The 23764-nt window shown below is 71.3% G+C and carries 23 protein-coding genes; 21 read left to right on the top strand and 2 right to left on the bottom strand.

Going from position 1 to position 23764, the window contains the following annotated elements:
* Positions 1-99: 99 nt before the first annotated feature.
* The gene (locus tag AB0E98_RS28330; RefSeq protein ID WP_361707956.1) at positions 100-816 is read right to left on the bottom strand and encodes a DUF2470 domain-containing protein; all 717 of its coding nucleotides are present in this window, start codon (positions 814-816) and stop codon (positions 100-102) included.
* Positions 817-1035: 219 nt separating this feature from the next.
* On the opposite strand from AB0E98_RS28330, the gene rpsD reads away from it, so the two are divergent.
* The 15 genes from rpsD (at position 1036) to nusB (ending at position 14916) form a co-directional block, all read left to right on the top strand.
* Positions 1036-1650, top strand: a complete 615-nt coding sequence (gene rpsD / locus AB0E98_RS28325; RefSeq protein WP_126913325.1) for a 30S ribosomal protein S4 — start codon at positions 1036-1038, stop codon at positions 1648-1650.
* Positions 1651-1868: 218 nt separating this feature from the next.
* Entirely contained in the window at positions 1869-2312 is a 444-nt protein-coding gene (locus AB0E98_RS28320; RefSeq protein WP_361707952.1) for a DUF948 domain-containing protein, read from the top strand.
* A gap of 9 nt (positions 2313-2321) precedes the next feature.
* Entirely contained in the window at positions 2322-2651 is a 330-nt protein-coding gene (locus AB0E98_RS28315) for a DUF6167 family protein (protein ID WP_361707949.1), read from the top strand.
* A complete protein-coding gene (gene alaS, locus AB0E98_RS28310; RefSeq protein WP_361707946.1) occupies positions 2651-5320 on the top strand; it encodes an alanine--tRNA ligase in 2670 nt (889 codons plus the stop codon). Before AB0E98_RS28315 ends, alaS begins: the two co-directional genes overlap by 1 nt.
* Position 5321: 1 nt before the next feature.
* A complete protein-coding gene (ruvX, locus tag AB0E98_RS28305; RefSeq protein WP_311610405.1) occupies positions 5322-5786 on the top strand; it encodes a Holliday junction resolvase RuvX in 465 nt (154 codons plus the stop codon).
* 124 nt (positions 5787-5910) lie between these two features.
* Complete coding sequence (gene mltG, locus AB0E98_RS28300) at positions 5911-7653, top strand: endolytic transglycosylase MltG (protein WP_361707941.1); 1743 nt, start codon at positions 5911-5913, stop codon at positions 7651-7653.
* Positions 7650-8483, top strand: a complete 834-nt coding sequence (locus tag AB0E98_RS28295; RefSeq protein WP_361707938.1) for a shikimate dehydrogenase — start codon at positions 7650-7652, stop codon at positions 8481-8483. The genes mltG and AB0E98_RS28295 overlap by 4 nt, the downstream gene beginning before the upstream one ends.
* A 179-nt stretch (positions 8484-8662) precedes the next feature.
* Positions 8663-9847 (top strand): chorismate synthase, encoded by a 1185-nt coding sequence (gene aroC, locus AB0E98_RS28290; RefSeq protein ID WP_361707935.1) that lies wholly within the window; start codon positions 8663-8665, stop codon positions 9845-9847.
* Positions 9844-10389: a shikimate kinase gene (locus tag AB0E98_RS28285; RefSeq protein ID WP_361707933.1), complete on the top strand. Its 546-nt coding sequence runs from the start codon at positions 9844-9846 to the stop codon at positions 10387-10389. The genes aroC and AB0E98_RS28285 overlap by 4 nt, the downstream gene beginning before the upstream one ends.
* Positions 10390-10396: 7 nt before the next feature.
* Positions 10397-11488: a 3-dehydroquinate synthase gene (gene aroB / locus AB0E98_RS28280; protein ID WP_361707930.1), complete on the top strand. Its 1092-nt coding sequence runs from the start codon at positions 10397-10399 to the stop codon at positions 11486-11488.
* Positions 11489-11502: 14 nt separating this feature from the next.
* A complete protein-coding gene (gene aroQ, locus AB0E98_RS28275) occupies positions 11503-11949 on the top strand; it encodes a type II 3-dehydroquinate dehydratase (protein ID WP_361707927.1) in 447 nt (148 codons plus the stop codon).
* Positions 11950-12067: 118 nt separating this feature from the next.
* The gene (locus tag AB0E98_RS28270) at positions 12068-12697 is read left to right on the top strand and encodes an AAA family ATPase (RefSeq protein ID WP_361707924.1); all 630 of its coding nucleotides are present in this window, start codon (positions 12068-12070) and stop codon (positions 12695-12697) included.
* 59 nt (positions 12698-12756) lie between these two features.
* Positions 12757-13869: an aminopeptidase P family protein gene (locus tag AB0E98_RS28265; protein ID WP_361707921.1), complete on the top strand. Its 1113-nt coding sequence runs from the start codon at positions 12757-12759 to the stop codon at positions 13867-13869.
* A gap of 49 nt (positions 13870-13918) precedes the next feature.
* The gene (gene efp, locus AB0E98_RS28260) at positions 13919-14485 is read left to right on the top strand and encodes an elongation factor P (protein ID WP_361707919.1); all 567 of its coding nucleotides are present in this window, start codon (positions 13919-13921) and stop codon (positions 14483-14485) included.
* Between the two features lie 2 nt (positions 14486-14487).
* The gene (nusB, locus tag AB0E98_RS28255; RefSeq protein ID WP_311610421.1) at positions 14488-14916 is read left to right on the top strand and encodes a transcription antitermination factor NusB; all 429 of its coding nucleotides are present in this window, start codon (positions 14488-14490) and stop codon (positions 14914-14916) included.
* Between the two features lie 90 nt (positions 14917-15006).
* Here the strand turns inward: nusB and bldD are convergent, their stop codons facing one another.
* The gene (gene bldD, locus AB0E98_RS28250; protein ID WP_004948690.1) at positions 15007-15507 is read right to left on the bottom strand and encodes a transcriptional regulator BldD; all 501 of its coding nucleotides are present in this window, start codon (positions 15505-15507) and stop codon (positions 15007-15009) included.
* A gap of 223 nt (positions 15508-15730) precedes the next feature.
* Here bldD and pyrR point away from each other — a divergent pair, with 223 nt between their 5' ends.
* From pyrR to carB, 6 genes are all read left to right on the top strand, one after another.
* Positions 15731-16300 carry a bifunctional pyr operon transcriptional regulator/uracil phosphoribosyltransferase PyrR gene (gene pyrR / locus AB0E98_RS28245; protein ID WP_311610423.1) on the top strand — a complete coding sequence of 190 codons (570 nt, stop codon included), beginning with the start codon at positions 15731-15733 and terminating at the stop codon, positions 16298-16300.
* A gap of 91 nt (positions 16301-16391) precedes the next feature.
* Positions 16392-17378 (top strand): aspartate carbamoyltransferase catalytic subunit, encoded by a 987-nt coding sequence (locus tag AB0E98_RS28240; RefSeq protein ID WP_361707918.1) that lies wholly within the window; start codon positions 16392-16394, stop codon positions 17376-17378.
* Positions 17378-18664, top strand: coding sequence for a dihydroorotase (locus AB0E98_RS28235; RefSeq protein ID WP_361707916.1), 1287 nt, complete (start codon positions 17378-17380; stop codon positions 18662-18664). Before AB0E98_RS28240 ends, AB0E98_RS28235 begins: the two co-directional genes overlap by 1 nt.
* Positions 18661-19224: a hypothetical protein gene (locus AB0E98_RS28230; RefSeq protein WP_361707914.1), complete on the top strand. Its 564-nt coding sequence runs from the start codon at positions 18661-18663 to the stop codon at positions 19222-19224. The genes AB0E98_RS28235 and AB0E98_RS28230 overlap by 4 nt, the downstream gene beginning before the upstream one ends.
* Positions 19221-20360 carry a glutamine-hydrolyzing carbamoyl-phosphate synthase small subunit gene (carA, locus tag AB0E98_RS28225; protein ID WP_361707911.1) on the top strand — a complete coding sequence of 380 codons (1140 nt, stop codon included), beginning with the start codon at positions 19221-19223 and terminating at the stop codon, positions 20358-20360. The genes AB0E98_RS28230 and carA overlap by 4 nt, the downstream gene beginning before the upstream one ends.
* A complete protein-coding gene (gene carB, locus AB0E98_RS28220; protein WP_361707909.1) occupies positions 20353-23661 on the top strand; it encodes a carbamoyl-phosphate synthase large subunit in 3309 nt (1102 codons plus the stop codon). Before carA ends, carB begins: the two co-directional genes overlap by 8 nt.
* Positions 23662-23764: the final 103 nt, after the last annotated feature.

The raw sequence follows: 23764 nt of genomic DNA, 5'->3' as shown, positions 1-23764 counted from the left end.
GGGCGCGCCCCGCCCGCCCCCGCCGACTCACCCCCCCCCCCCCCGCGCAAACCCCCCCCGCGGGGGTCAAAAACCCCCCCCCGTCCGGCGTCTGAGGACTCAGTAACCCACCGCGTCGAACAACTGGTGCATCGCCCGCCGCAAGGCGACGACGTCCTCGACCGGCTCGGGGAACTCGAAGCGTGCGTCGAAGGAGCGGTCGGCTGTCGTGCCGGAGCCGTGGCGGCGGGTGAAGCGGACACGGAGGCCGAAGCGGTCCAGCGCCACCGGCACCGCCGATACGTAGGCGTCCCACGCGTCGCTCTCGCGGTCGCCGAGCAGCGCGCACAGGCTCCGCACCTGGTCGCCGTGGCCGGAGTGGAGGTGCTGGAGCAGCTCCGTCTCGTGCTCGACCAGCGGGTCGGGGCAGGCCTGGGCGAAGGCGTCGGGCTCGACGGTCTCCGCGCCCCACAGGTCGTCCACGCTCGCCTCGCCCAGTTCCAGCCGCAGCAGCATCCGGCCCGGCTCGGCCACCCCGGGCACACAGGTCAGCCAGCCGGACAGCCAGGCGCGGCCGCGGATACGGTTGGGGACGGAGACGGGCGCCACATCCGTGAGCTCCAGGACCACGGCCAGCTCGTCGTCCTGGGCGTGGGTGGCGGCCCGCACGGCCGGGGAATCGGCGGGCAGGACGAGGAAGACCTCGCCGTCCGGGCCCACGGTCCGCACGTCCGGCAGCAGCTGGTCGGGGTGGGAGCCGGCCAGCCCGGGGATCAGCAGCATCGCGGAGCATGTACTCTGTACGAGAGTTCGTGTGCGCTCGGCTGCTGACGGCATCCGTGCGATCTCAAGTCCGCTGGGACGCGGCTGACCACGATCTGATCGGACCTCCGTCACGTCGACGCCATCAAGAGCGTCGGAATCCTTTGTGGATTCGGAATCCCTTGTGGATCCTTTCGTGCTGTCCGTGATGTGACTGGTGTTCCCCGGACGAGACATGCGATCTCCTTGAGTAAGGTAAGCCTAACCTAACTTATCAACGGAGGTCTGGAGAACGTGCCTAACCAGTCGCGTCCCAAGGTCAAGAAGTCTCGCGCGCTCGGCATTGCGCTGACGCCGAAGGCCGTCAAGTACTTCGAGGCCCGCCCCTACCCGCCGGGCGAGCACGGCCGTGGCCGCAAGCAGAACTCGGACTACAAGGTCCGTCTGCTCGAGAAGCAGCGTCTGCGCGCCCAGTACGACATCAGCGAGCGCCAGATGGCCCGCGCCTACGACCGCGCCAAGAAGGCCGAGGGCAAGACGGGCGAGGCGCTGGTCGTCGAGCTCGAGCGTCGCCTCGACGCCCTGGTCCTGCGTTCGGGCATCGCCCGCACCGTCTACCAGTCGCGCCAGATGGTCGTCCACGGCCACATCGAGGTCAACGGCAAGAAGGTCGACAAGCCGTCCTTCCGCGTCCGTCCGAACGACGTCGTGACCGTTCGCGAGCGCAGCCGTGCCAAGCACCCGTTCCAGGTCGCCATGGCCGGTGGCTACGCCGGTGAGGGCGAGACCCCGCGCTACCTGCAGGTCAACCTGCAGGCGCTGGCGTTCCGCCTGGACCGCGACCCGAACCGCAAGGAGATCCCGGTGATCTGCGACGAGCAGCTCGTCGTCGAGTACTACGCCCGCTGAGCCGGACGTAGCACCTCTCCTTTCGCCCAGCCCGTCGTTCCGTCGGCCCTCGTGGCCGCGGGCGGCGGGCTGGCGCGTTTCCGGGGGTCTTGAGGCCCGGATATCCGTCGTACATCCGTGCCGTACGGACCGGTAATGCGGTACGGCCCCGGAGGCCCGGCGCGATAAGGTCGGTACCCGAGAAGCAGTGAAAGACAACAGCTAGGGAGCGGTGCAGCGTGTCCGGTGGAGAGGTGGCCGGGATCCTCGTGGCCGTCTTCTGGGCGATCCTCGTGTCGTTCATCGCCCTGGTGCTGGTGCGGCTCGCGCAGACGCTGAGAGCGGCCACGAAACTGGTCGACGACATCTCCGAGCAGGCCGTCCCGCTGCTGGCCGACGCGTCCGCGACCGTCCGTTCCGCCAACACCCAGCTCGCCCGCGTCGACTCGATCACCGCGGACGTCCAGGAGGTCACGGCGAACGCCTCGGCGCTCTCCTCGACCGTCTCCTCCGCCTTCGGCGGCCCCCTGGTCAAGGTCGCCGCGTTCGGCTACGGCGTACGCCGCGCGATGGGCCGCAAGACCGAGCCGGAGCCGCGGAGCACCGTCTTCGTCGGCAGGGCCGTCGACAAGAAACTGCCGTCCGCCCGGTTCGGCGGCCGTCGTACCCGTGGGAAGGGCTGAGTCCCGGAAATGTTCCGCCGCACGTTCTGGTTCACCACCGGTGTAGCAGCCGGTGTCTGGGCCACCACCAAGGTCAACCGCAAGCTCGCGAAGCTCACCCCGGAGAGCCTGGCGCTCCAGGCGGCCGACCGGGCCGTGATCGCCGGCCGCAAGGTCAAGCTCTTCGCCCTCGACGTGCGCGACGGCATGGCCGACCGGGAGGCTGCCCTCAAGGACGCCCTGGGCCTTTCCGTCGCCCCGCCGGAGCCCGACCGCCGTGCCCTTCCCGAGCAGCGCCGCCTCGTCGCTCTCGAACAGCACCACACCTACAACTCGTTCACCCGGAAAGAGGACCACTGATGGAGTCGGCTGAAATCCGCCGTCGCTGGCTGCGCTTCTTCGAGGAGCGCGGGCACACCGTCGTCCCCTCGGCGTCGCTCATCGCGGACGACCCGACGCTGCTGCTGGTCCCTGCGGGCATGGTCCCCTTCAAGCCCTACTTCCTCGGTGAGGTCAAGCCGCCCTTCCCGCGCGCCACGAGCGTGCAGAAGTGCGTCCGCACCCCGGACATCGAAGAGGTCGGCAAGACCACCCGCCACGGCACGTTCTTCCAGATGTGCGGCAACTTCTCCTTCGGCGATTACTTCAAGGAAGGCGCCATCAAGTACGCCTGGGAGCTGCTGACTTCTCCCGTGGCGGACGGCGGCTACGGCCTGGAGCCCGAGAGGCTCTGGATCACCGTCTACCTCGACGACGACGAGGCCGAGCGGATCTGGCGCGACGTCATCGGCGTGCCGGCCCAGCGCATCCAGCGCCTGGGCAAGAAGGAGAACTACTGGTCCATGGGCGTCCCGGGCCCCTGCGGCCCGTGCTCCGAGATCAACTACGACCGGGGCCCGGAGTTCGGCGTCGAGGGCGGCCCGGCCGTCAACGACGAGCGCTACGTGGAGATCTGGAACCTGGTCTTCATGCAGTACGAGCGCGGTGCCGGCGAGGGCAAGGAGGACTTCCCGATCCTCGGAGACCTCCCCAGCCAGAACATCGACACCGGCCTCGGCCTCGAGCGCCTGGCGATGATCCTCCAGGGTGTGCAGAACATGTACGAGACCGACACCCTGCGTGTCGTGATCGACAAGGCCACCGAGCTCACCGGCGTCCAGTACGGCACGGCCAAGAACACCGACGTCGCGTTGCGCGTGGTCGCCGACCACATGCGCACGTCCACCATGCTCATCGGCGACGGCGTCACCCCCGGCAACGAGGGCCGCGGCTACGTCCTGCGCCGCATCATGCGCCGCGCCATCCGCAACATGCGCCTGCTGGGCGCCACCGGCCCGGTCGTCGCCGAGCTGCTCGACGTCGTCATCCGCGCGATGGGCCAGCAGTACCCCGAGCTGCTCACCGACCGCACGCGCATCGAGACCGTCGCGCTCGCCGAGGAGGCCGCCTTCCTCAAGGCCCTCAAGGGCGGCACCAACATCCTCGACACCGCCGTCACCGAGACCAAGGCCGCCGGCGGCACGATCCTCTCCGGCGACAAGGCGTTCCTGCTCCACGACACCTGGGGCTTCCCCATCGACCTCACCCTGGAGATGGCCGCCGAACAGGGCCTCTCCGTGGACGAGGACGGCTTCCGCCGTCTGATGAAGGAGCAGCGGGAGCGCGCCAAGGCCGACGCCAAGGCCAAGAAGACCGGCCACGCCGACCTGTCCGCCTACCGTGAGGTCGCGGACACCTCCGGCGAGACCGACTTCACCGGCTACACCACGACCGAGGGCGAGTCGACCATCGTCGGTCTGCTCGTCGACGGTGTGTCCTCCCCGGCCGCCACCGAGGGCGACGAGGTCGAGGTCGTCCTGGACCGCACCCCCTTCTACGCCGAGGGCGGCGGTCAGCTCGCCGACCAGGGCCGGATCAAGCTCCACTCCGGTGCCGTGATCGAGATCCGGGACGTGCAGAAGCCCGTCCCCGGCGTGCACGTCCACAAGGGCGTCGTCCAGGTCGGCGAGGTCACCGTGGGCGCCTCCGCCTACGCCGTCATCGACGTCAAGCGCCGCCGCGCCATCGCCCGCGCCCACAGCGCCACCCACCTCACCCACCAGGCGCTGCGCGACGCCCTGGGCCCGACGGCCGCCCAGGCCGGTTCGGAGAACTCCCCGGGCCGCTTCCGCTTCGACTTCGGCTCCCCGGCCGCCGTGCCCGGCTCGGTCCTCACCGACGTCGAGCAGCGCATCAACGAGGTCCTCTCCAGCGAGCTCGACGTCCACGCCGAGGTCATGAGCCTGGACGAGGCCAAGAAGGCCGGTGCCATCGCCGAGTTCGGCGAGAAGTACGGCGAGCGGGTCCGCGTCGTGACCATCGGTGACTTCTCCAAGGAGCTCTGCGGCGGTACGCACGTCGCCAACACCGCCCAGCTGGGTCTGGTGAAGCTCCTCGGCGAGTCCTCGATCGGCTCCGGCGTGCGCCGTGTCGAGGCCCTCGTCGGCGCCGACGCCTACAACTTCCTGGCCAAGGAGCACACGGTCGTCGCCCAGCTCACCGAGCTGGTCAAGGGCCGTCCGGAGGAGCTCCCGGAGAAGATCTCCGGCATGCTCGCCAAGCTCAAGGACGCCGAGAAGGAGATCGAGCGCTTCCGCGCCGAGAAGGTCCTCCAGGCCGCCGCCGGTCTGGCCGAGGGCGCCAAGGACATCCATGGCATCGCCCTGGCGATCGGCCGGGTGCCGGACGGCACCGGCGCCGACGACCTGCGCAAGCTGGTCCTCGACGTCCGCGGCCGCATCCAGGGCGGCCGGGCCGCCGTGGTGGCCCTGTTCACCGTTGCCAACGGCCGTCCGCTGACCGTGATCGCCACCAACGAGGCCGCCCGTGAGCGCGGTCTGAAGGCCGGCGACCTGGTCCGTACGGCCGCGAAGACCCTCGGCGGCGGTGGCGGCGGCAAGCCGGACGTCGCCCAGGGCGGCGGCCAGAACCCCGAGGTCCTCGACGAGGCCATGGCCGCCGTCGAGCGCCTCGTGGCCGAGGCGGCCTGACGTGCGACGCGGCAGGCGCATCGCCGTGGACGTCGGGGACGCCCGGATCGGGGTCGCCTCGTGCGACCCCGACGGGATCCTCGCCACTCCGGTGGAGACCGTCCCCGGCCGGGACATCCCCCAGGCGCACAAGCGGCTGGTGGCGATCGTCGCGGAGTACGAGCCCATCGAGGTCGTCGTCGGTCTGCCCCGCTCCCTCAAGGGGGGCGAGGGCCCGGCGGCGGCCAAGGTCCGCACCTTCGCCAAGGAGATGGCCCGGCGGGTCGCTCCGGTGCCGGTGCGGCTGGTCGACGAGCGGATGACGACCGTCACGGCCGCCCAGGGGCTGCGCGCCTCCGGCGTCAACGCCAAGAAGGGCCGTTCCGTGGTGGACCAGGCGGCCGCGGTGGTCATCCTCCAGAACGCCCTGGAGACCGAGAAGGTCTCCGGGCGGCCTCCGGGCGAGACCGTCGACGTGGTCATCTGATCGCAATACGGTAACGTTCCGCGCGACATGGCAGCTGTTCGAATGTCTTCAGGGCAGGACCAGACGTCGGACTTCCGCGCTTCACCGAGCGCACTGGCTGCCGCTGTGCGGCTCTAGGGGATAGATGACTGAGTACGGCCGGGGTTCCGGCTCCCAACCGTGGCATCCCGAGGACCCCCTGTACGGGGACCGGGGTTACACCGGGCAGCAGTACACGCAGCCCCAGCAGCCCCAGCAGTCGCAGCCCCCCTACGCCGGTCAGCAGGACTACGGCTGGGACCCCTCGCAGAACGCGGGGGGCCCCGGCCCGTACTCCACCAACGGTCAGGGCGAGCAGTACGTCGGGCAGCAGACCGGCACGTACCCGAACGGTGGCCAGCAGGGCTACTACGAGTACGACACCGGTGCCCACGGCTACCCGGACCAGCACACGGGCCAGCACCAGGCCCTCCACCCGGGGAACCAGCACACCGGGCAGCACCAGATGCCCGTGGACCAGCACACGGGCGCTCATCAGATGCCCGTGAACCAGCACACCGGCCAGCACCCGGTGCCGCAGGCCCCCGGGGGCCAGCACACGGGCACCCACCAGATGCCCCAGGTGCGGACCGTGCCCGCCGACCCCGTCGAGGAGAAGATCTCCCTCTTCGACGACATCGACGACCGGGCCTCCGCCCCCGCCCTCCTCGACGACGACCCCGACGACGGCGACGAGCCCGCCCGGGGCCGTGACCGGCGCGGCAAGGGCAGGAGCAAGGGCGGCAAGGGCAAGGGCCGGGAGAAGAAGACCAAGCGCCGCAGCGGCACCGCCTGCCTGCTGGTCGCCGTGGTGCTCGTCGGCGGCCTGGGCGGCGCCGGCTACTTCGCCTACGACTACTGGGAGACCCACTACGGCACCGCGCCCGACTACGAGGGCGAGGGCAACGGCCAGGTGCAGGTCGAGATCCCCAAGGGCGCCAGCCTCACCGAGATGGGCCAGGTCCTCCAGAAGGCCGGGGTCGTCAAGAGCGTCGGCGCCTTCACCGCGGCCGCCGCGAAGAAGTCCATCCAGCCCGGCACGTACACCCTCCACAAGGAGATGTCCGGCGCCGCGGCCGTGGGGATGATGACCAACTCGGCGAACTTCCTCACCTTCGCCGAGGGCATTCGGGCCGCCGAGATCTACTCCACGATCGACAAGAAGCTCGGGCTCGCGGCGGGCACCACCAAGGGCGTCGCCAAGAGCCAGGCCAAGAACCTGGGCCTGCCCGAGTGGGCGAACAGCGACCCCGACGTCAAGGACCCGCTGGAGGGCTTCCTCTTCCCCTCGCAGTACAGCGCGGGCAAGGGCACCAAGCCGGAGGACCTCCTGCGCCAGATGGTCGCCCGCGCCAAGCAGAACTACGAGGCGCAGGACGTGGCGGGCAAGGCCGCCGCGCTGGGGCTGAAGTCCCCGATGCAGGTCATCACCGTCGCGAGCCTCGTCCAGGTCGAGGGCAAGTACAAGCACGACTTCGACAAGATCTCGCGGGTGGTCTACAACCGGCTCAAGCCGGACAACAAGGAGACCTACGGCCTCCTCGACTTCGACTCCACGGTGAACTACGCCAAGAGCCAGAGCACCCTCGACGTCGGCGCCGTCAGCGATCTGCGCAAGTTCAAGGACCCGTACAACACGTACAACATCAAGGGCCTGCCGCCCGGGCCGATCAGCAACCCCGGCCTGGAGGCGCTGAAGTCCGCGATCCAGCCGGCGGACGGCCCCTGGTACTACTTCGTCTCCATCAACGAGAACGAGACGCTGTTCGCGGTGACGAACGCGGAGCACAACAAGAACCGCCAGCGGTACGAGCAGGAGAACAAGGCGAAGAAGGCGGCCGCGCAGTGACCGCACGGCACCGGGCGGCGGTGCTCGGCTCGCCGATCGCCCACTCGCTCTCCCCGGTCCTCCACCGGGCCGCCTACGCGGAACTGGGCCTGGGGGAGTGGACGTACGACCGCTTCGAGGTGGACGAGGGCGCGCTGCCCGCCTTCCTGGCGGGGCTGGGCCCCGGCTGGGCAGGGCTCTCCCTCACCATGCCCCTCAAGCGGGCGGTGATCCCGCTGCTGGACGACGTCAGCGCCACCGCCCGGTCCGTGGAGGCGGTCAACACCGTCGTCCTCACCGACGACGGCCGCCGTCTCGGCGACAACACCGACATCCCCGGCATCGCGGCCGCCCTGCGCGAACGCGGCGTGGAGACGGTCGGCTCCGCCGCGATCCTCGGCGCCGGCGCCACCGCCTCCTCCGCGCTCGCCGCCCTCGCCCGGATCTGCACCGGTGAGGTCACCGCCTACGTCCGCAGCGCCGAACGCGCCGCGGAGATGCGCGAGTGGGGCGAGCGGCTGGGCGTGCCCGTGCGCACCGCCGACTGGTCGCGGGCGGCCGAGGCCCTCACCGCGCCGCTGGTCGTCGCCACCACCCCCGCCGGGGCCACCGACGCCCTCGCCGGATCCGTCCCCGAGCGCCCCGGCACCCTCTTCGACGTCCTCTACGAGCCCTGGCCGACCCCGCTGGCCGCCGCCTGGGACGGACGCGGCGGCACGGTTCTCGGCGGCCTGGACCTGCTGGTGCACCAGGCCGTGCTCCAGGTCGAGCTGATGACGGGCCGCGCCCCGGCCCCCCTGGCGGCCATGCGCGCCGCCGGCGAGGCCGCCCTGGCCGCCCGTACGCGCTGACCCGGCCGTCCACCACGTGACTCCGCCGTTCCACACCCTGGACCGGCGGCCGGGAATGTCCGCCCGGCATGGGAGGATCGGGGTGGCGGGCCAGGGTCGCGCTCCCCGGCCCACCGTCGCGCAGCGCCCCCGGGTCGCTGGGCGGCATGAGATTCGAGCGCGCGAGCAGAGGAGCACCGTTGAGCAGGTTGCGCTGGCTGACGGCGGGGGAGTCGCACGGCCCCGCACTCGTGGCGACGCTGGAGGGACTTCCCGCCGGCGTGCCGGTCACCACGGAGATGGTGGCGGACCACCTGGCGCGGCGACGGCTCGGCTATGGACGCGGCGCGCGGATGAAGTTCGAGCGCGACGAGATCACCTTCCTCGGCGGGGTCCGGCACGGACTGTCCATGGGCTCCCCGCTCGCGATCATGGTGGGCAACACCGAGTGGCCCAAGTGGGAGAAGGTCATGGCGGCCGACCCCGTCGACCCCGCCGAGCTGGCCGAGCTGGCCCGCAACGCCCCGCTCACCCGCCCCCGCCCCGGCCACGCCGACCTCGCCGGGATGCAGAAGTACGGCTTCGACGAGGCCCGGCCGGTCCTGGAGCGGGCCTCCGCCCGTGAGACCGCCGCCCGCGTCGCCCTCGGCGCCGTCGCCCGCTCCTTCCTCAAGGAGGCGGCCGGCATCGAGATCGTCTCCCACGTCGTCGAGCTGGCCGCCGCCAAGGCCCCGTACGGCGTGTACCCCACCCCCGGCGACGTCGAGAAGCTCGACGCCGACCCGGTGCGCTGCCTCGACGAGGCGGCGAGCGAGGCGATGGTCGCCGAGATCGACCAGGCCCACAAGGACGGTGACACCCTCGGCGGCGTCGTCGAGGTCCTGGCCTACGGCGTGCCGGTGGGCCTCGGCTCGCACGTCCACTGGGACCGCCGGCTGGACGCCCGCCTCGCGGCCGCCCTGATGGGCATTCAGGCGATCAAGGGCGTCGAGGTCGGCGACGGCTTCGAGCTGGCGCGTGTGCCCGGCTCCAAGGCGCACGACGAGATCGTCGCCACCGAGGACGGCATCCGCCGCACCTCCGGCCGTTCCGGCGGCACCGAGGGCGGCCTGACCACGGGCGAGCTGCTGCGCGTCCGCGCCGCCATGAAGCCCATCGCCACCGTGCCGCGCGCCCTGCGCACGATCGACGTGACCACCGGCGAGGCCGCCCAGGCCCACCACCAGCGCTCCGACGTGTGCGCCGTCCCGGCGGCCGGCATCGTCGCCGAGGCGATGGTCGCGCTCGTCCTCGCCGACGCGGTGGTGGAGAAGTTCGGCGGCGACAGCGTCGCCGAGACCCGCCGCAACGTCCAGGGCTACCTCGAGAACCTGGCCATCAAGTGACCACCCCCGTCCTCGTCCTGGTGGGCCCGCCCGGCGCGGGCAAGTCCACCATCGGTGCCCTGCTCGCCGAGCGGCTGGGCACCGGCTACCGGGACACCGACGCCGACATCGAGGAGACCGCCGGGAAGCCCATTCCGGAGATCTTCCTCGACGAGGGCGAGCCGCACTTCCGCGAGCTGGAGCGGCAGGCCGTCCGTACCGCCGTGGCCGAGCACCCCGGGGTGCTCGCCCTCGGCGGCGGCGCCGTCATGGACCCGGGCACCCGGGCCCTGCTCAAGGGCCTGCCCGTGGTCTTCCTCGACGTCGAACTCGCCGACGCCGTGCACCGCGTGGGCCTGGACGCCCCGCGCCCGCTGCTCGCCGTCAACCCCCGCAAGCGCTGGCGCGAGCTGATGGAAGCGCGCCGGCCGCTCTACACCGAGGTCGCCCGCGCCGTGATCTCCACCGGCGGCCGCACCCCGGCCGAGGTCGCCGACGCCGTACTCGAGGCGCTGCGGCTCTCCCCGGCGCCCACCACCGACACCACTGACTCCCCGCAGTGAGGAACGCATGACCGACGCCCCCACCCGCATCCAGGTCGCCGGCAGCGCGGGCACCGCGCCGTACGAGGTCCTGGTCGGCCGCCAGCTGCTGGACGAGCTGCCCGGCCTCATCGGCACCCGGGCCAAGCGGGTCGCCGTGCTCCACCCCGAGGCGCTCGCCTCGACCGGCGAGGCCATCCGCGAGGACCTGGCAGCCCAGGGCTACGAGGCCATAGCGATCCAGCTGCCGAACGCCGAGGAGTCCAAGACCGTCGAGGTCGCGGCCTACTGCTGGAAGGCGCTGGGCCAGACCAACTTCACCCGCACCGACGTCATCGTCGGCGTGGGCGGCGGGGCCACCACCGACCTGGCGGGCTTCGTCGCCGCCACCTGGCTGCGCGGCGTGCGCTGGATCGCGGTGCCCACCACCGTCCTGGGCATGGTCGACGCCGCGGTCGGCGGCAAGACCGGCATCAACACCGCCGAGGGCAAGAACCTCGTCGGCGCCTTCCACCCCCCGGCCGGCGTCCTGTGCGACCTGGCCGCGCTGGAGTCGCTGCCGGTCCACGACTACGTCAGCGGCCTCGCCGAGATCATCAAGGCCGGCTTCATCTCCGACCCGGCGATCCTCGACCTCATCGAGGCCGACCCCGAGGGCGCCCGTACTCCCGAGGGCCCGCACACCTCCGAGCTGATCGAGCGGGCCATCCGGGTCAAGGCCGAGGTGGTCTCCTCCGACCTCAAGGAGTCGGGCCTGCGCGAGATCCTGAACTACGGTCACACGCTCGCCCACGCCATCGAGAAGAACGAGCGCTACAACTGGCGGCACGGCGCGGCCGTCGCCGTCGGCATGGTCTTCGCCGCCGAACTCGGCCGGATCGCCGGCCGTCTGGACGACGCCACCGCCGACCGGCACCGCGCGATCCTCACCGCCGTCGGCCTGCCCGTCACCTACCGCGGCGACCAGTGGCCCAAGCTGCTGGAGACGATGAAGGTCGACAAGAAGACCCGCGGCGACCGGCTGCGCTTCATCGTCCTCGACGGCCTGGCCAGGCCCACGGTCCTGGAGGGCCCGGACCCGGCGATGCTGCTGGCAGCGCACGCCGAGATCGCGGCGTGAGCGGCGTGAGCGGCGTGAGCGATCCCCGGAAGGTCCTCGTCCTCAACGGGCCCAACCTGGGCCGGCTCGGCTCGCGCGAGCCCGACGTCTACGGCTCGACCTCCTACCGCGGGCTGGTCGAGGCGTGCACGGCGCTCGGCGCCGAGCTCGGCTTCGCCGTCGAGGTCAGGGAGACCAACGACGAGGGCGAGCTGGTGCGCTGGCTCCACGAGGCGGCCGACGGCCAACTGCCGGTCGTCATCAACCCCGGCGCGTTCACGCACTACTCGTACGCGATGCGCGACGCGGCGGCCCAGCGGACGGCGCCGCTCATCGAGGTGCACATCTCCAACCCGTACGCGCGGGAGGAGTTCCGCCACACGTCCGTGATCGCGGCCGTCGCCAGCGGGACGGTGGCGGGCTTCGGCATCGGCTCGTACCGGCTGGCGCTGCGGGCGCTGGCGGAGGAACTCGGGGGCTAGCGGGGGCGTTTCCCCGGTGGCGGGGCGGGTGCCTACTCTCGGGTACGCTCCGGTCGGGTTTCGGGCCCCGGTCCGGAACCCACCGCCCCGCCGCCCGAACGAGACGGAGTGCCACCGGATGCAGTACCCCGTGGGTCCGCCACCACCGCACCCCCCGTTGCCCTCCGGCCCCCCGCCCTTGGCCGTGGCCGACACGACCACCGCCGCCGTCGCCGTCCTCCTCATCGGCCCGGCCGGCGCGGGCAAGACCACCGTCGCCCGGCACTGGGCCGACACCCGCCGGGTGCCCACGGCGCACATCAGCCTCGACGACGTCCGCGAATGGGTGCGTTCCGGCTTCGCCGATCCGCAGTCCGGGTGGAACGACCACTCCGAAGCCCAGTACCGCCTCGCCCGCCGCACCTGCGGCTTCGCCGCGCGCAACTTCATCGCCAACGGCATCTCCTGCATCCTCGACGACGCCGTCTTCCCCGACCGGCCCGTCGTCGGCCTCGGCGGCTGGAAGCGGCACGTGGGCCCGGGACTGCTGCCCGTGGTGCTGCTGCCCGGCCTGGACGTCGTCCTCGAACGCAACGCCGAACGCAGCGGCAATCGCCGGCTCGGTGACGAGGAGGTCGCCCGGATCCACGGCCGGATGGCCGGCTGGTACGGCTCGGGCCTGCCCATCATCGACAACTCCCAGCTGGACGTCCCCACCACCGCCCGGCTGCTCGACGAGGCCGTCGCCCGGGCCCTGACCAACTGGTAGGGCCCCGGTCGGAGGCGCTGGAAAGGCCGGAACCGGCCGCCGAACGTACGCTCGGAAGCATGTCCGAGGTGTACGCGACGCGCCGGGCCCGGCTGCGCGAGCGGTGCGCGGCGGCCGGTGGCGAGGCCGCCCTGGTCTGCGGCGGCGCCAATGTCCGGTATCTGGCGGGCGGCGCGCCGCCCGGGGCCGCGCTGCTCCTGGGCCCGGACGGCGAGGACGCGCTGGTGTGCGCGAGCGACCCGTTCGTGGACGCCACGGGCGCCAGCCGCCCCGGGGACGGACTGACCGTCCTGGTGCTGCCCACGCCCGAGGGCGATCCGGCCGTTGCCGCCGCCGAGCGGGCCGCGGAGCGCGGGGTGCGGTCGCTCGCCGTCGAGGAGCACCATCTGACCGTGGCCCGGCACCGCGCGGTGCGCTCGGTCGCCCCCCGGCTGCGGCTGAGCGACCTGGGGACGGCCGTGGAGCAACAGCGGGTGATCAAGGACGACGAGGAGATCTCGACGCTGCGGATCGCCGCCGAGATCGCCGACCAGGCCCTCGGCGAGCTGCTGGAGTCGATACTCGTCGGCCGCACCGAGCGTCATCTGGCGCTGGAGCTGGAGCGCCGGCTGATCGACCACGGCGCGGACGGCGCGGCCTTCCCCACCTCGGTGGGGGCGGGGCCCCACTCGGGGCGGGCCGGGCACGTCCCGACCGACCGACGGGTGGAGGAGGGCGATTTCCTCAGCGTCTGCCTGGGGGCGGACTACCGTGGGTACCGGAGCGAGATCGCCCGTACGTTCGTCATCGGGGCCTCTCCGGCGGACTGGCAGATCGAGCTGTACGAGCAGGTCTTCGCCGCCCAGCGGGCGGGCCGGGAGGCCCTCGCGCCGGGCGCGGCGTACCGTGACGTGGACCGCGCGGCACGGGTCGTACTGGAGGCCGCGGGCCATGGCGAACGGGTCGGACCCCGGATCGGTCACGGCGTCGGGCTCGAAAACGACGAGGACCCTCGGCTGGCACCGTCGGCAATGGGTAAACTGGACGCTTGCGTGCCGGTCACCGTAGATCCGGGAGTCCACCTCCCGGGACGGGGCGGCGTCCGGATCGATGACACGCTCGTCGTCCGCCCCGAGGCGGACGGCGGACCCGAGCTACTCACCATTACGACCAAAGAGCTGCTCGCGCTCTAAAGGGCGCATCGCACTTTCTGGTTCCACCAGCCCAGGAGATACCGCAACCGTGGCATCCACGAACGACCTCAAGAACGGCATGGTGCTCAAGCTCGACGGCGGCCAGCTCTGGTCCGTCGTCGAGTTCCAGCACGTCAAGCCCGGCAAGGGCCCCGCCTTCGTCCGTACGAAGCTGAAGAACGTGCTCTCCGGCAAGGTCGTCGACAAGACCTTCAACGCGGGCGTGAAGGTCGAGACGGCCACCGTCGACCGCCGCGACATGCAGTTCTCGTACATGGACGGCGAGTACTTCGTCTTCATGGACATGAAGGACTACGACCAGCTGATGATCGACCGGAAGGCCGTCGGCGACGCCGCGAACTTCCTCATCGAGGGCTTCGAAGCCACGGTCGCCACGCACGAGGGCGAGGTGCTCTACGTCGAGCTCCCGGCCGCCGTCGAGCTGGTCATCGAGCACACCGACCCGGGTGTTCAGGGCGACCGCTCCACCGGTGGCACCAAGCCCGCGAAGCTGGAGACCGGCTACGAGATCCAGGTCCCGCTGTTCGTCACCACCGGCGAGAAGATCAAGGTCGACACGCGCACCGGCGATTACCTCGGCCGGGTGAGCAGCTAACCGTGTCCGCCCGCAGTAAGGCCCGTAAGCGCGCCTTCCAGATCCTCTTCGAGGCCGACCAGCGCGGCTCGTCCGTGGAGTCGGTCCTCGCCGACTGGATCCGGCATGCCCGGACCGACGACAGGCAGCCGCCGGTCAACCCGTACACGATTCAGCTGGTCGAGGGCTACGCCGAGCGCGCGGCCCGGATCGACGAGCTGATCGCCACCTACGCGATCGACTGGGACCTGGACCGCATGCCGGCCGCGGACCGTGGCATCGTCCGGCTCGGCGCGTACGAGCTGATCTGGGAGGACGAGACCCCGGACGCCGTGGCGATCGACGAGGCGGTGGAGCTCGCCAAGGAGTTCTCCACCGACGACTCGCCCGCGTTCGTCAATGGTCTCCTCGGTCGTTTCAAGGAGCTCAAGCCGAGTCTTCGGCGCGCCTAGCGCGAGCTCACAGACGAAAAACCGCCGTGGGGCGGGAAACCGGATGGTTTCCCGCCCCACGGCGGTTTTGTTGTCAAGAACGGTGGACGGTTACGCGTCCTCGTGCTGAACGGCGCGACGGGCGTCCGCGTCGAGAACGCCCCAGCTGATCAGCTGCTCGGTGAGCACCGAGGGCGACTGGTCGTAGATCACGGCAAGGGTGCGCAGATCGTCCTGGCGGATCGAGAGGACCTTGCCGTTGTAGTCGCCGCGCTGGCTCTGGATGGTGGCGGCGTAACGCTGGAGCGGGCCCGCCTTCTCGGCCGGGACGTGGGCGAGCCGCTCCAGGTCCAGGACCAGCTTCGGCGGGGGCTCGGCCGCGCCGCCGGGCGTCGTGCCGGGCAGCAGCTCCTGCACGGGCACGCCGTAGAAGTCGGCCAGCTCGGCCAGGCGCTGTACGGTCACGGCACGGTCGCCGCGCTCGTAAGAACCCACGACGACGGCCTTCCAGCGGCCCTGGGACTTCTCCTCGACACCATGGAGGGAGAGGCCCTGCTGGGTGCGGATGGCGCGGAGCTTGGCCCCGAGCTGTTTGGCGTATTCGCTGGACATAAAGCTCCCCGGACACTCTATCGATCGCGCGGCCGCGCCGCGCGACTGGTAACTCACTGTGAGGTTACGCAGCGTAATCTCGGTTCGTCAAGCCGAATGGGCCCCGCCCTGGGCCGTCAGTGGCTGTGGCTGGAGTTCGTCGTGGGTCCTGGTACGGTGAATCCTGTAAATCCGACGTCCTTTAATGTCCGTCCCGTGAGGCGGAGAAGGAGGTCCGTTTCGTATGGACGCAATTCCCAGTGCGCGTCCCGTGCTCGAAGCACCGGACATCGCCCGGGTCCTCACCCGTATCGCTCATGAGATCGTCGAACGCGCCAAGGGCGCCGACGACGTCGTGCTCCTCGGCATTCCCACCCGCGGTGTCTTCCTCGCCCGCCGGCTGGCCGCCAAGCTCGAGGACATCACGGGGAGCAAGACCCCGGTCGGCTCCCTCGACATCACCATGTACCGCGACGATCTGCGGCTCCGCCCGGCCCGTGCGCTCGCCCGGACCGAGATCCCCGGTGAGGGCATCGACGGCAGGCTCGTCATCCTCGTCGACGACGTGCTCTTCTCCGGCCGCACCATCCGCGCCGCCCTCGACGCGATGAACGATCTGGGCCGCCCGCGCGCCGTCCAGCTCGCCGTCCTCGTCGACCGCGGCCACCGCGAGCTGCCGATCCGCGCCGACTACGTCGGCAAGAACCTCCCCACGTCGCTGCGGGAGACGGTCAAGGTCCACCTGACCGAGGAGGACGGACGCGACAGCGTGCTCCTCGGCGCGGGCACGACCGCCCCGGCCGACGGGCAGTAGCGAGCCCCTCACGGACCCGCGGGGCGGGTCCGTGCGCCGCCGCATGCCCGGCCACAGCCCTCGCACACCTCCACACCCACGGAGCACCCGGATGAAGCGCCACCTCATCTCGGCCGCCGACCTCACCCGCGACGACGCCGTCCTGATCCTCGACACCGCCGAGGAGATGGCCCGGGTCGCGGACCGGCCGATCAAGAAGCTGCCCACCCTGCGCGGCCGCACCGTCGTCAACCTCTTCTTCGAGGACTCGACGCGGACCCGCATCTCCTTCGAGGCCGCCGCCAAGCGGCTCTCCGCCGACGTCATCAACTTCTCCGCCAAGGGCTCCTCGGTGTCCAAGGGCGAGTCCCTGAAGGACACCGCCCTGACCCTGGAGGCCATGGGCGCCGACGCCGTCGTCATCCGCCACCACGCCTCCGGCGCCCCCTACCGGCTCGCCAACTCCGGCTGGATCGACGGGGCCGTCGTCAACGCCGGTGACGGCACCCACGAGCACCCCACCCAGGCGCTGCTGGACGCCTTCACCATGCGCCGCCGCCTGGTCGGCCGGGACGCCGGCCTCGGCAAGGACCTGTCCGGCCGCCGGATCACCATCGTCGGCGACGTCCTCCACAGCCGGGTGGCCCGTTCCAACGTCCACCTGCTGACCACGCTCGGTGCCGAGGTCACCCTGGTCGCCCCGCCCACGCTGGTGCCCGTCGGCGTCGACACCTGGCCCTGCGAGGTCTCCTACGACCTCGACGCCGTGCTGCCGAAGTCCGACGCCGTGATGATGCTGCGGGTGCAGCGCGAGCGGATGAACGCCGCGTTCTTCCCGACCGAGCGCGAGTACTCGCGGCGCTACGGCCTGGACGGCGACCGCATGGCGAAGATGCCCGAGCACGCCATCGTGATGCACCCCGGCCCGATGAACCGCGGCATGGAGATCACCGCCGAGGTCGCCGACTCCGACCGCTGCACGGCCGTCGAGCAGGTCGCCAACGGTGTCAGCACCCGGATGGCCGTCCTCTACCTGCTGCTCGGCGGCTCCGAGCCCGCCGTCGGCACGAACACCGCCCGCACCGAGGAGAACAAGTAATGTCCAAGATCCTGATCCGTGGTGCGAAGGTCCTCGGCGGCGAGCCGCAGGACGTCCTGATCGACGGCGAGACCATCGCCGAGGTCGGCAGCGGCCTGAGCGCCGAGGGCGCGACCGTCGTCGAGGCCGAGGGCAAGATCCTGCTGCCCGGCCTGGTCGACCTCCACACCCACCTGCGCGAGCCCGGTCGCGAGGACTCCGAGACCGTCCTCACCGGCACCCGCGCCGCCGCCAGCGGCGGCTACACCGCCGTCTTCGCCATGGCCAACACCTTCCCGGTCGCCGACACCGCCGGCGTCGTCGAGCAGGTCTGGCGCCTGGGCAAGGAGTCCGGCTACTGCGACGTGCAGCCCATCGGCGCCGTCACCGTGGGCCTGGAGGGCAAGAAGCTCGCCGAGCTCGGCGCCATGCACGACTCCGCCGCCGGGGTCACCGTCTTCTCCGACGACGGCAAGTGCGTCGACGACGCCGTGATCATGCGCCGCGCCCTGGAGTACGTGAAGGCCTTCGGCGGCGTCGTCGCCCAGCACGCGCAGGAGCCCCGGCTCACCGAGGGCGCCCAGATGAACGAGGGCGTCGTCTCCGCCGAGCTGGGCCTGGGCGGCTGGCCGGCCGTCGCCGAGGAGTCGGTGATCGCCCGCGACGTCCTCCTCGCCGAGCACGTGGGCTCCCGGGTGCACATCTGCCACCTGTCCACCGCCGGCTCGGTGGAGATCGTCCGCTGGGCCAAGTCGCGCGGCATCGACGTCACCGCCGAGGTCACCCCGCACCACCTGCTCCTCACCGACGAGCTCGTCCGCTCGTACAACCCCGTCTACAAGGTGAACCCGCCGCTGCGCACCGAGCGCGACGTGATGGCGCTCCGTGAGGCCCTGGCCGACGGGACGATCGACATCGTCGCCACCGACCACGCACCGCACCCGCACGAGGACAAGGACTGCGAGTGGGCCGCGGCCGCCATGGGCATGGTGGGCCTGGAGACCGCCCTGTCGGTGGTCCAGCACACCATGGTCGAGACCGGGCTGCTGGACTGGGCCGGGGTCGCCGAGCGGATGTCCTTCAAGCCCGCCCGGATCGGCAGCCTCGCCGGTCACGGCCGCCCCGTCGCCCCGGGGGAGCCCGCCAACCTCACGCTGGTCGATTCCGCTTACCGTGGTGTCGTGGACCCCGCGGGCTTCGCCTCCCGCAGCCGCAACACCCCCTACGAGGGTCGTGAGCTGCCGGGGCGCGTCACCCACACCTTCCTGCGGGGCCGGGCGACGGTCGTGGACGGGAATCTCGCGTGACACCTGCACAAATCATCACTCTGGCGGCGGAGCAGAAGTCCGCCGACGTCACCCACTGGGCCGCGCGCGCCGGCTGGGTGGTGGGGCTGCTGCTCTTCGTCGCACTGCTCTACTGGCTGATGCGCGAGGGCTGGAAGTGGCGCGGCACGCTCCAGGGCGACCTGCCCGAGCTGCCCACCGCCCCCTCCGGCCAGGGTGAGGCCACGCTCACGATGAGTGGCCGCTACCACGGCTCCACCACCTCCGGGCAGTGGCTCGACCGGATCGTGGCGCAGGGGCTGGGCACGCGCAGCAAGGCCGAGCTCACCCTTACGGAGCAGGGCGTCGACGTCGTACGGCCCGGCGCCCGGGACTTCTTCATCCCCGCCGCCGCCCTGCGCGGCGCCCGCCTGGAGACGGGCATCGCGGGCAAGGTCCTCCCCGAGGGCCTGCTCGTGATCACCTGGCAGCACGGCGACAAGACCATCGACTCGGGCTTCCGCTCCGACCGGGCGGCCGGGCACGCCGCCTGGGTCGAGGCGATCAGCACCATGAACAGCACTACGGAAGGCGCACGATGACGACCTCCAGCAGGGGAAGCAAGGTCCCCGCCGTACTCGTCCTGGAGGACGGTCGTACGTTCCGCGGCCGCGCCTACGGGGCGATCGGGACGACCTTCGGCGAGGCCGTGTTCTCCACCGGCATGACCGGCTACCAGGAGACCCTGACCGACCCCTCGTACCACCGCCAGGTCGTCGTGATGACGGCCCCGCACGTCGGCAACACCGGCGTCAACGACGAGGACCCCGAGTCCGGCCGGATCTGGGTCGCCGGCTACGTCGTCCGCGACCCCGCCCGCGTCCCCTCCAACTGGCGCTCCCGCCGCTCCCTGGACGAGGAGCTCATCAAGCAGGGCGTCGTCGGCATCAGCGGCATCGACACCCGCGCCCTCACCCGCCACCTGCGCGAGCGCGGCGCGATGCGCGTCGGCATCTTCTCCGGCAGCGCGCTGCCGGACGAGGGCACGATGCTCGCCGAGGTCCGCCAGGCCCCCGAGATGAAGGGCGCCGACCTCTCCGCCGAGGTCGCCACCAAGGAGACCTACGTCGTCCCCGCGATCGGCGCGAAGAAGTTCACCGTCGCCGCGATCGACCTGGGTATCAAGGGCATGACCCCGCACCGGATGGCCGAGCGCGGCATCGAGGTGCACGTCCTGCCCGCCACCGCGACCGTCGAGGACGTCTACGCGGTGAACCCGGACGGCGTGTTCTTCTCCAACGGCCCGGGCGACCCGGCCACCGCCGACCACCCCGTCTCCGTGATGCGCGAGGTCCTCTCCCGGAAGACCCCGCTGTTCGGCATCTGCTTCGGCAACCAGATCCTCGGCCGTGCGCTCGGCTTCGGCACCTACAAGCTGAAGTACGGCCACCGGGGCATCAACCAGCCCGTCCAGGACCGCACGACCGGCAAGGTCGAGGTCACCGCCCACAACCACGGCTTCGCCGTCGACGCCCCGCTCGAGGGCGCGACCGCCACGCCGTACGGCCGCGTCGAGGTCTCCCACGTCTGTCTCAACGACGACGTGGTCGAGGGTCTCCACCTCCTCGACCAGCCGGCATTCAGCGTCCAGTACCACCCCGAGGCAGCAGCAGGACCGCACGACGCCGCGTACCTGTTCGACCGCTTCGTGACCCTGATGGAGGGCCAGCGTGCCTAAGCGCACCGACATCCAGTCCGTTCTGGTCATCGGCTCCGGCCCGATCGTCATCGGCCAGGCAGCGGAGTTCGACTACTCCGGCACCCAGGCCTGCCGCGTCCTGAAGGCCGAGGGCCTGCGGGTCATCCTGGTCAACTCCAACCCGGCCACGATCATGACCGACCCGGAGATCGCCGACGCCACCTACGTCGAGCCGATCACCCCGGAGTTCGTCGAGAAGATCATCGCCAAGGAGCGCCCCGACGCCCTCCTGCCCACCCTCGGCGGCCAGACGGCGCTGAACACCGCCATCTCCATGCACGAGAACGGTGTGCTGGAGAAGTACGGTGTGGAACTGATCGGCGCCAACGTCGAGGCCATCCACAAGGGCGAGGACCGCGACCTGTTCAAGGGCGTCGTCGAGGCCGTCAACGCCAAGATCGGCCATGGCGAGTCCGCCCGCTCGGTCATCTGCCACACCATGGACGACGTCCTCGCGGGCGTCGACACCCTCGGCGGCTACCCGGTCGTCGTCCGCCCCTCCTTCACCATGGGCGGCGCCGGCTCCGGCTTCGCCCACGACGAGGAGGAGCTGCGCCGCATCGCCGGCCAGGGCCTCACGCTCTCCCCGACCACCGAGGTGCTCCTGGAGGAGTCCATCCTCGGCTGGAAGGAGTACGAGCTGGAGCTGATGCGCGACAAGCACGACAACGTCGTGGTCGTCTGCTCCATCGAGAACTTCGACCCCATGGGCGTCCACACCGGTGACTCCATCACCGTCGCCCCGGCGATGACGCTCACCGACCGTGAGTACCAGATCCTGCGGGACGTCGGCATCGCGATCATCCGCGAGGTCGGCGTCGACACCGGCGGCTGCAACATCCAGTTCGCGATCAACCCCGACGACGGCCGGGTCATCGTCATCGAGATGAACCCCCGGGTCTCGCGCTCCTCCGCGCTCGCCTCCAAGGCCACCGGCTTCCCGATCGCGAAGATCGCCGCCCGGCTCGCCGTGGGCTACACCCTGGACGAGATCCCCAACGACATCACCGAGAAGACCCCGGCGTCCTTCGAGCCCACGCTCGACTACGTCGTGGTCAAGGCGCCCCGCTTCGCGTTCGAGAAGTTCCCGGCCGCCGACGCCACCCTCACCACGACCATGAAGTCGGTCGGCGAGGCCATGGCCATCGGCCGCAACTTCACCGAGGCCCTCCAGAAGGCCCTGCGCTCGCTGGAGAAGAAGGGCTCGCAGTTCGACTTCGTCTCCGCGCCCGGCGACAAGGCGGAGCTGCTGGAGAAGGCGGTCCGTCCGACCGACGGCCGGATCAACACGGTCATGGCCGCCATCCGCGCCGGCGCCACCCCGGAGGAGGTCTTCGAGGCGACGAAGATCGACCCCTGGTTCGTCGACCAGCTCTTCCTGATCAAGGAGATCGCCGACGAGCTGGCCGGCGCCGAGAAGCTGGAGCCCGAGCTGCTCGCCGAGGCCAAGCGCCACGGCTTCTCCGACGCCCAGATCGGCGCCATCCGGGGCCTGCGCGAGGACGTCGTCCGCGAGGTCCGCCACGCGCTGGGCGTCCGCCCGGTCTACAAGACCGTCGACACCTGCGCCGCCGAGTTCGCCGCGAAGACCCCGTACTTCTACTCGTCCTACGACGAGGAGTCCGAGGTCGCGCCGCGAGAGAAGCCCGCGGTGATCATCCTGGGCTCGGGCCCGAACCGCATCGGCCAGGGCATCGAGTTCGACTACTCGTGCGTCCACGCCTCCTTCGCGCTCAGCGACGCGGGCTACGAGACCGTGATGGTCAACTGCAACCCCGAGACCGTCTCCACCGACTACGACACCTCCGACCGGCTCTACTTCGAGCCGCTCACCCTGGAGGACGTCCTGGAGATCGTCCACGCGGAGTCCCTCGCGGGCCCCGTCGCGGGCGTCATCGTCCAGCTCGGCGGCCAGACCCCGCTCGGCCTGGCCCAGGCCCTCAAGGACAACGGCGTGCCGATCGTCGGCACCTCCCCGGAGGCCATCGACCTCGCCGAGGAGCGCGGTGCCTTCGGCCGCGTCCTCACCGAGGCCGGGCTGCCCGCGCCCAAGTACGGCACCGCCTACTCCTTCGACGAGGCCAAGGGCATCGCCGCCGGCATCGGCTACCCGGTGATGGTCCGCCCGTCCTACGTCCTCGGCGGCCGCGGTATGGAGATCGTCTACGACGAGCCCTCCCTCGCCGGCTACCTGGAGCGGCACGCGGGCCTGATCTCCGAGCACCCGGTCCTCATCGACCGATTCCTCGACGACGCCATCGAGATCGACGTCGACGCCCTCTACGACGGCCACGACCTCTACCTCGGCGGCGTCATGGAGCACATCGAGGAGGCGGGCATCCACTCCGGCGACTCCGCCTGCGCCCTGCCCCCGATCACCCTCGGCGGCTACGACATCAAGCGGCTGCGCGCCTCCACCGAGGCCATCGCCAAGGGCGTCGGCGTCCGCGGCCTGATCAACATCCAGTTCGCCATGGCCGGGGACATCCTCTACGTCCTGGAGGCCAACCCGCGCGCCTCCCGCACCGTCCCCTTCACCTCGAAGGCGACCGCCGTGCCGCTGGCCAAGGCCGCCGCCCGGATCTCCCTGGGCGCGACCATCGCCGAGCTGCGCGCGGAGGGCATGCTGCCGAAGACCGGCGACGGCGGCACTCTGCCGCTGGACGCGCCGATCTCCGTCAAGGAGGCCGTGATGCCGTGGTCGCGCTTCCGCGACATCCACGGCCGCGGCGTGGACACCGTCCTCGGCCCGGAGATGCGCTCCACCGGCGAGGTCATGGGCATCGACACCCTCTTCGGCACCGCCTACGCCAAGTCGCAGGCCGGCGCCTACGGAGCGCTGCCCACCAAGGGCCGCGCGTTCGTCTCCGTCGCCAACCGCGACAAGCGCTCGATGATCTTCCCGGCCCGGGAGCTGGTCGCCCACGGCTTCGAGCTGCTGGCCACCTCCGGCACCGCCGAGGTCCTCAAGCGCAACGGCATCAACGCCACCGTCGTGCGCAAGCAGAGCGAGGGCGAGGGCCCGAACGGCGAGAAGACGATCGTCCAGCTGATCCACGACGGCGAGGTCGACCTCATCGTCAACACCCCCTACGGCACCGGCGGCCGCCTCGACGGCTACGAGATCCGCACCGCCGCCGTGGCCCGCGCGGTGCCGTGCCTGACGACGGTCCAGGCGCTCGCCGCCGCCGTCCAGGGCATCGAGGCGTTCAGCCGCGGCGACGTGGGCGTGCGCTCCCTCCAGGAGCACGCGGAGCAGCTGACCGCCGCCAGGTCCTGATCCTCCCCGCCCGTCCGCCCCGGCGGCCCGGCGCCGGGGCGCCCGGGGGGGCCCGCGCGCCACCCCCGCGGGGGGGGTTGGGCGCCGGCGCCCTAAGACAGGG

The organism is Streptomyces sp. NPDC037389, from assembly GCF_040636475.1.
Taxonomy (GTDB): Bacteria; Actinomycetota; Actinomycetes; order Streptomycetales; family Streptomycetaceae; genus Streptomyces; species Streptomyces hesseae.
Note: the sequence above shows the minus strand (reverse complement) of the source record. Positions and strands in the feature narration are given on the sequence as shown.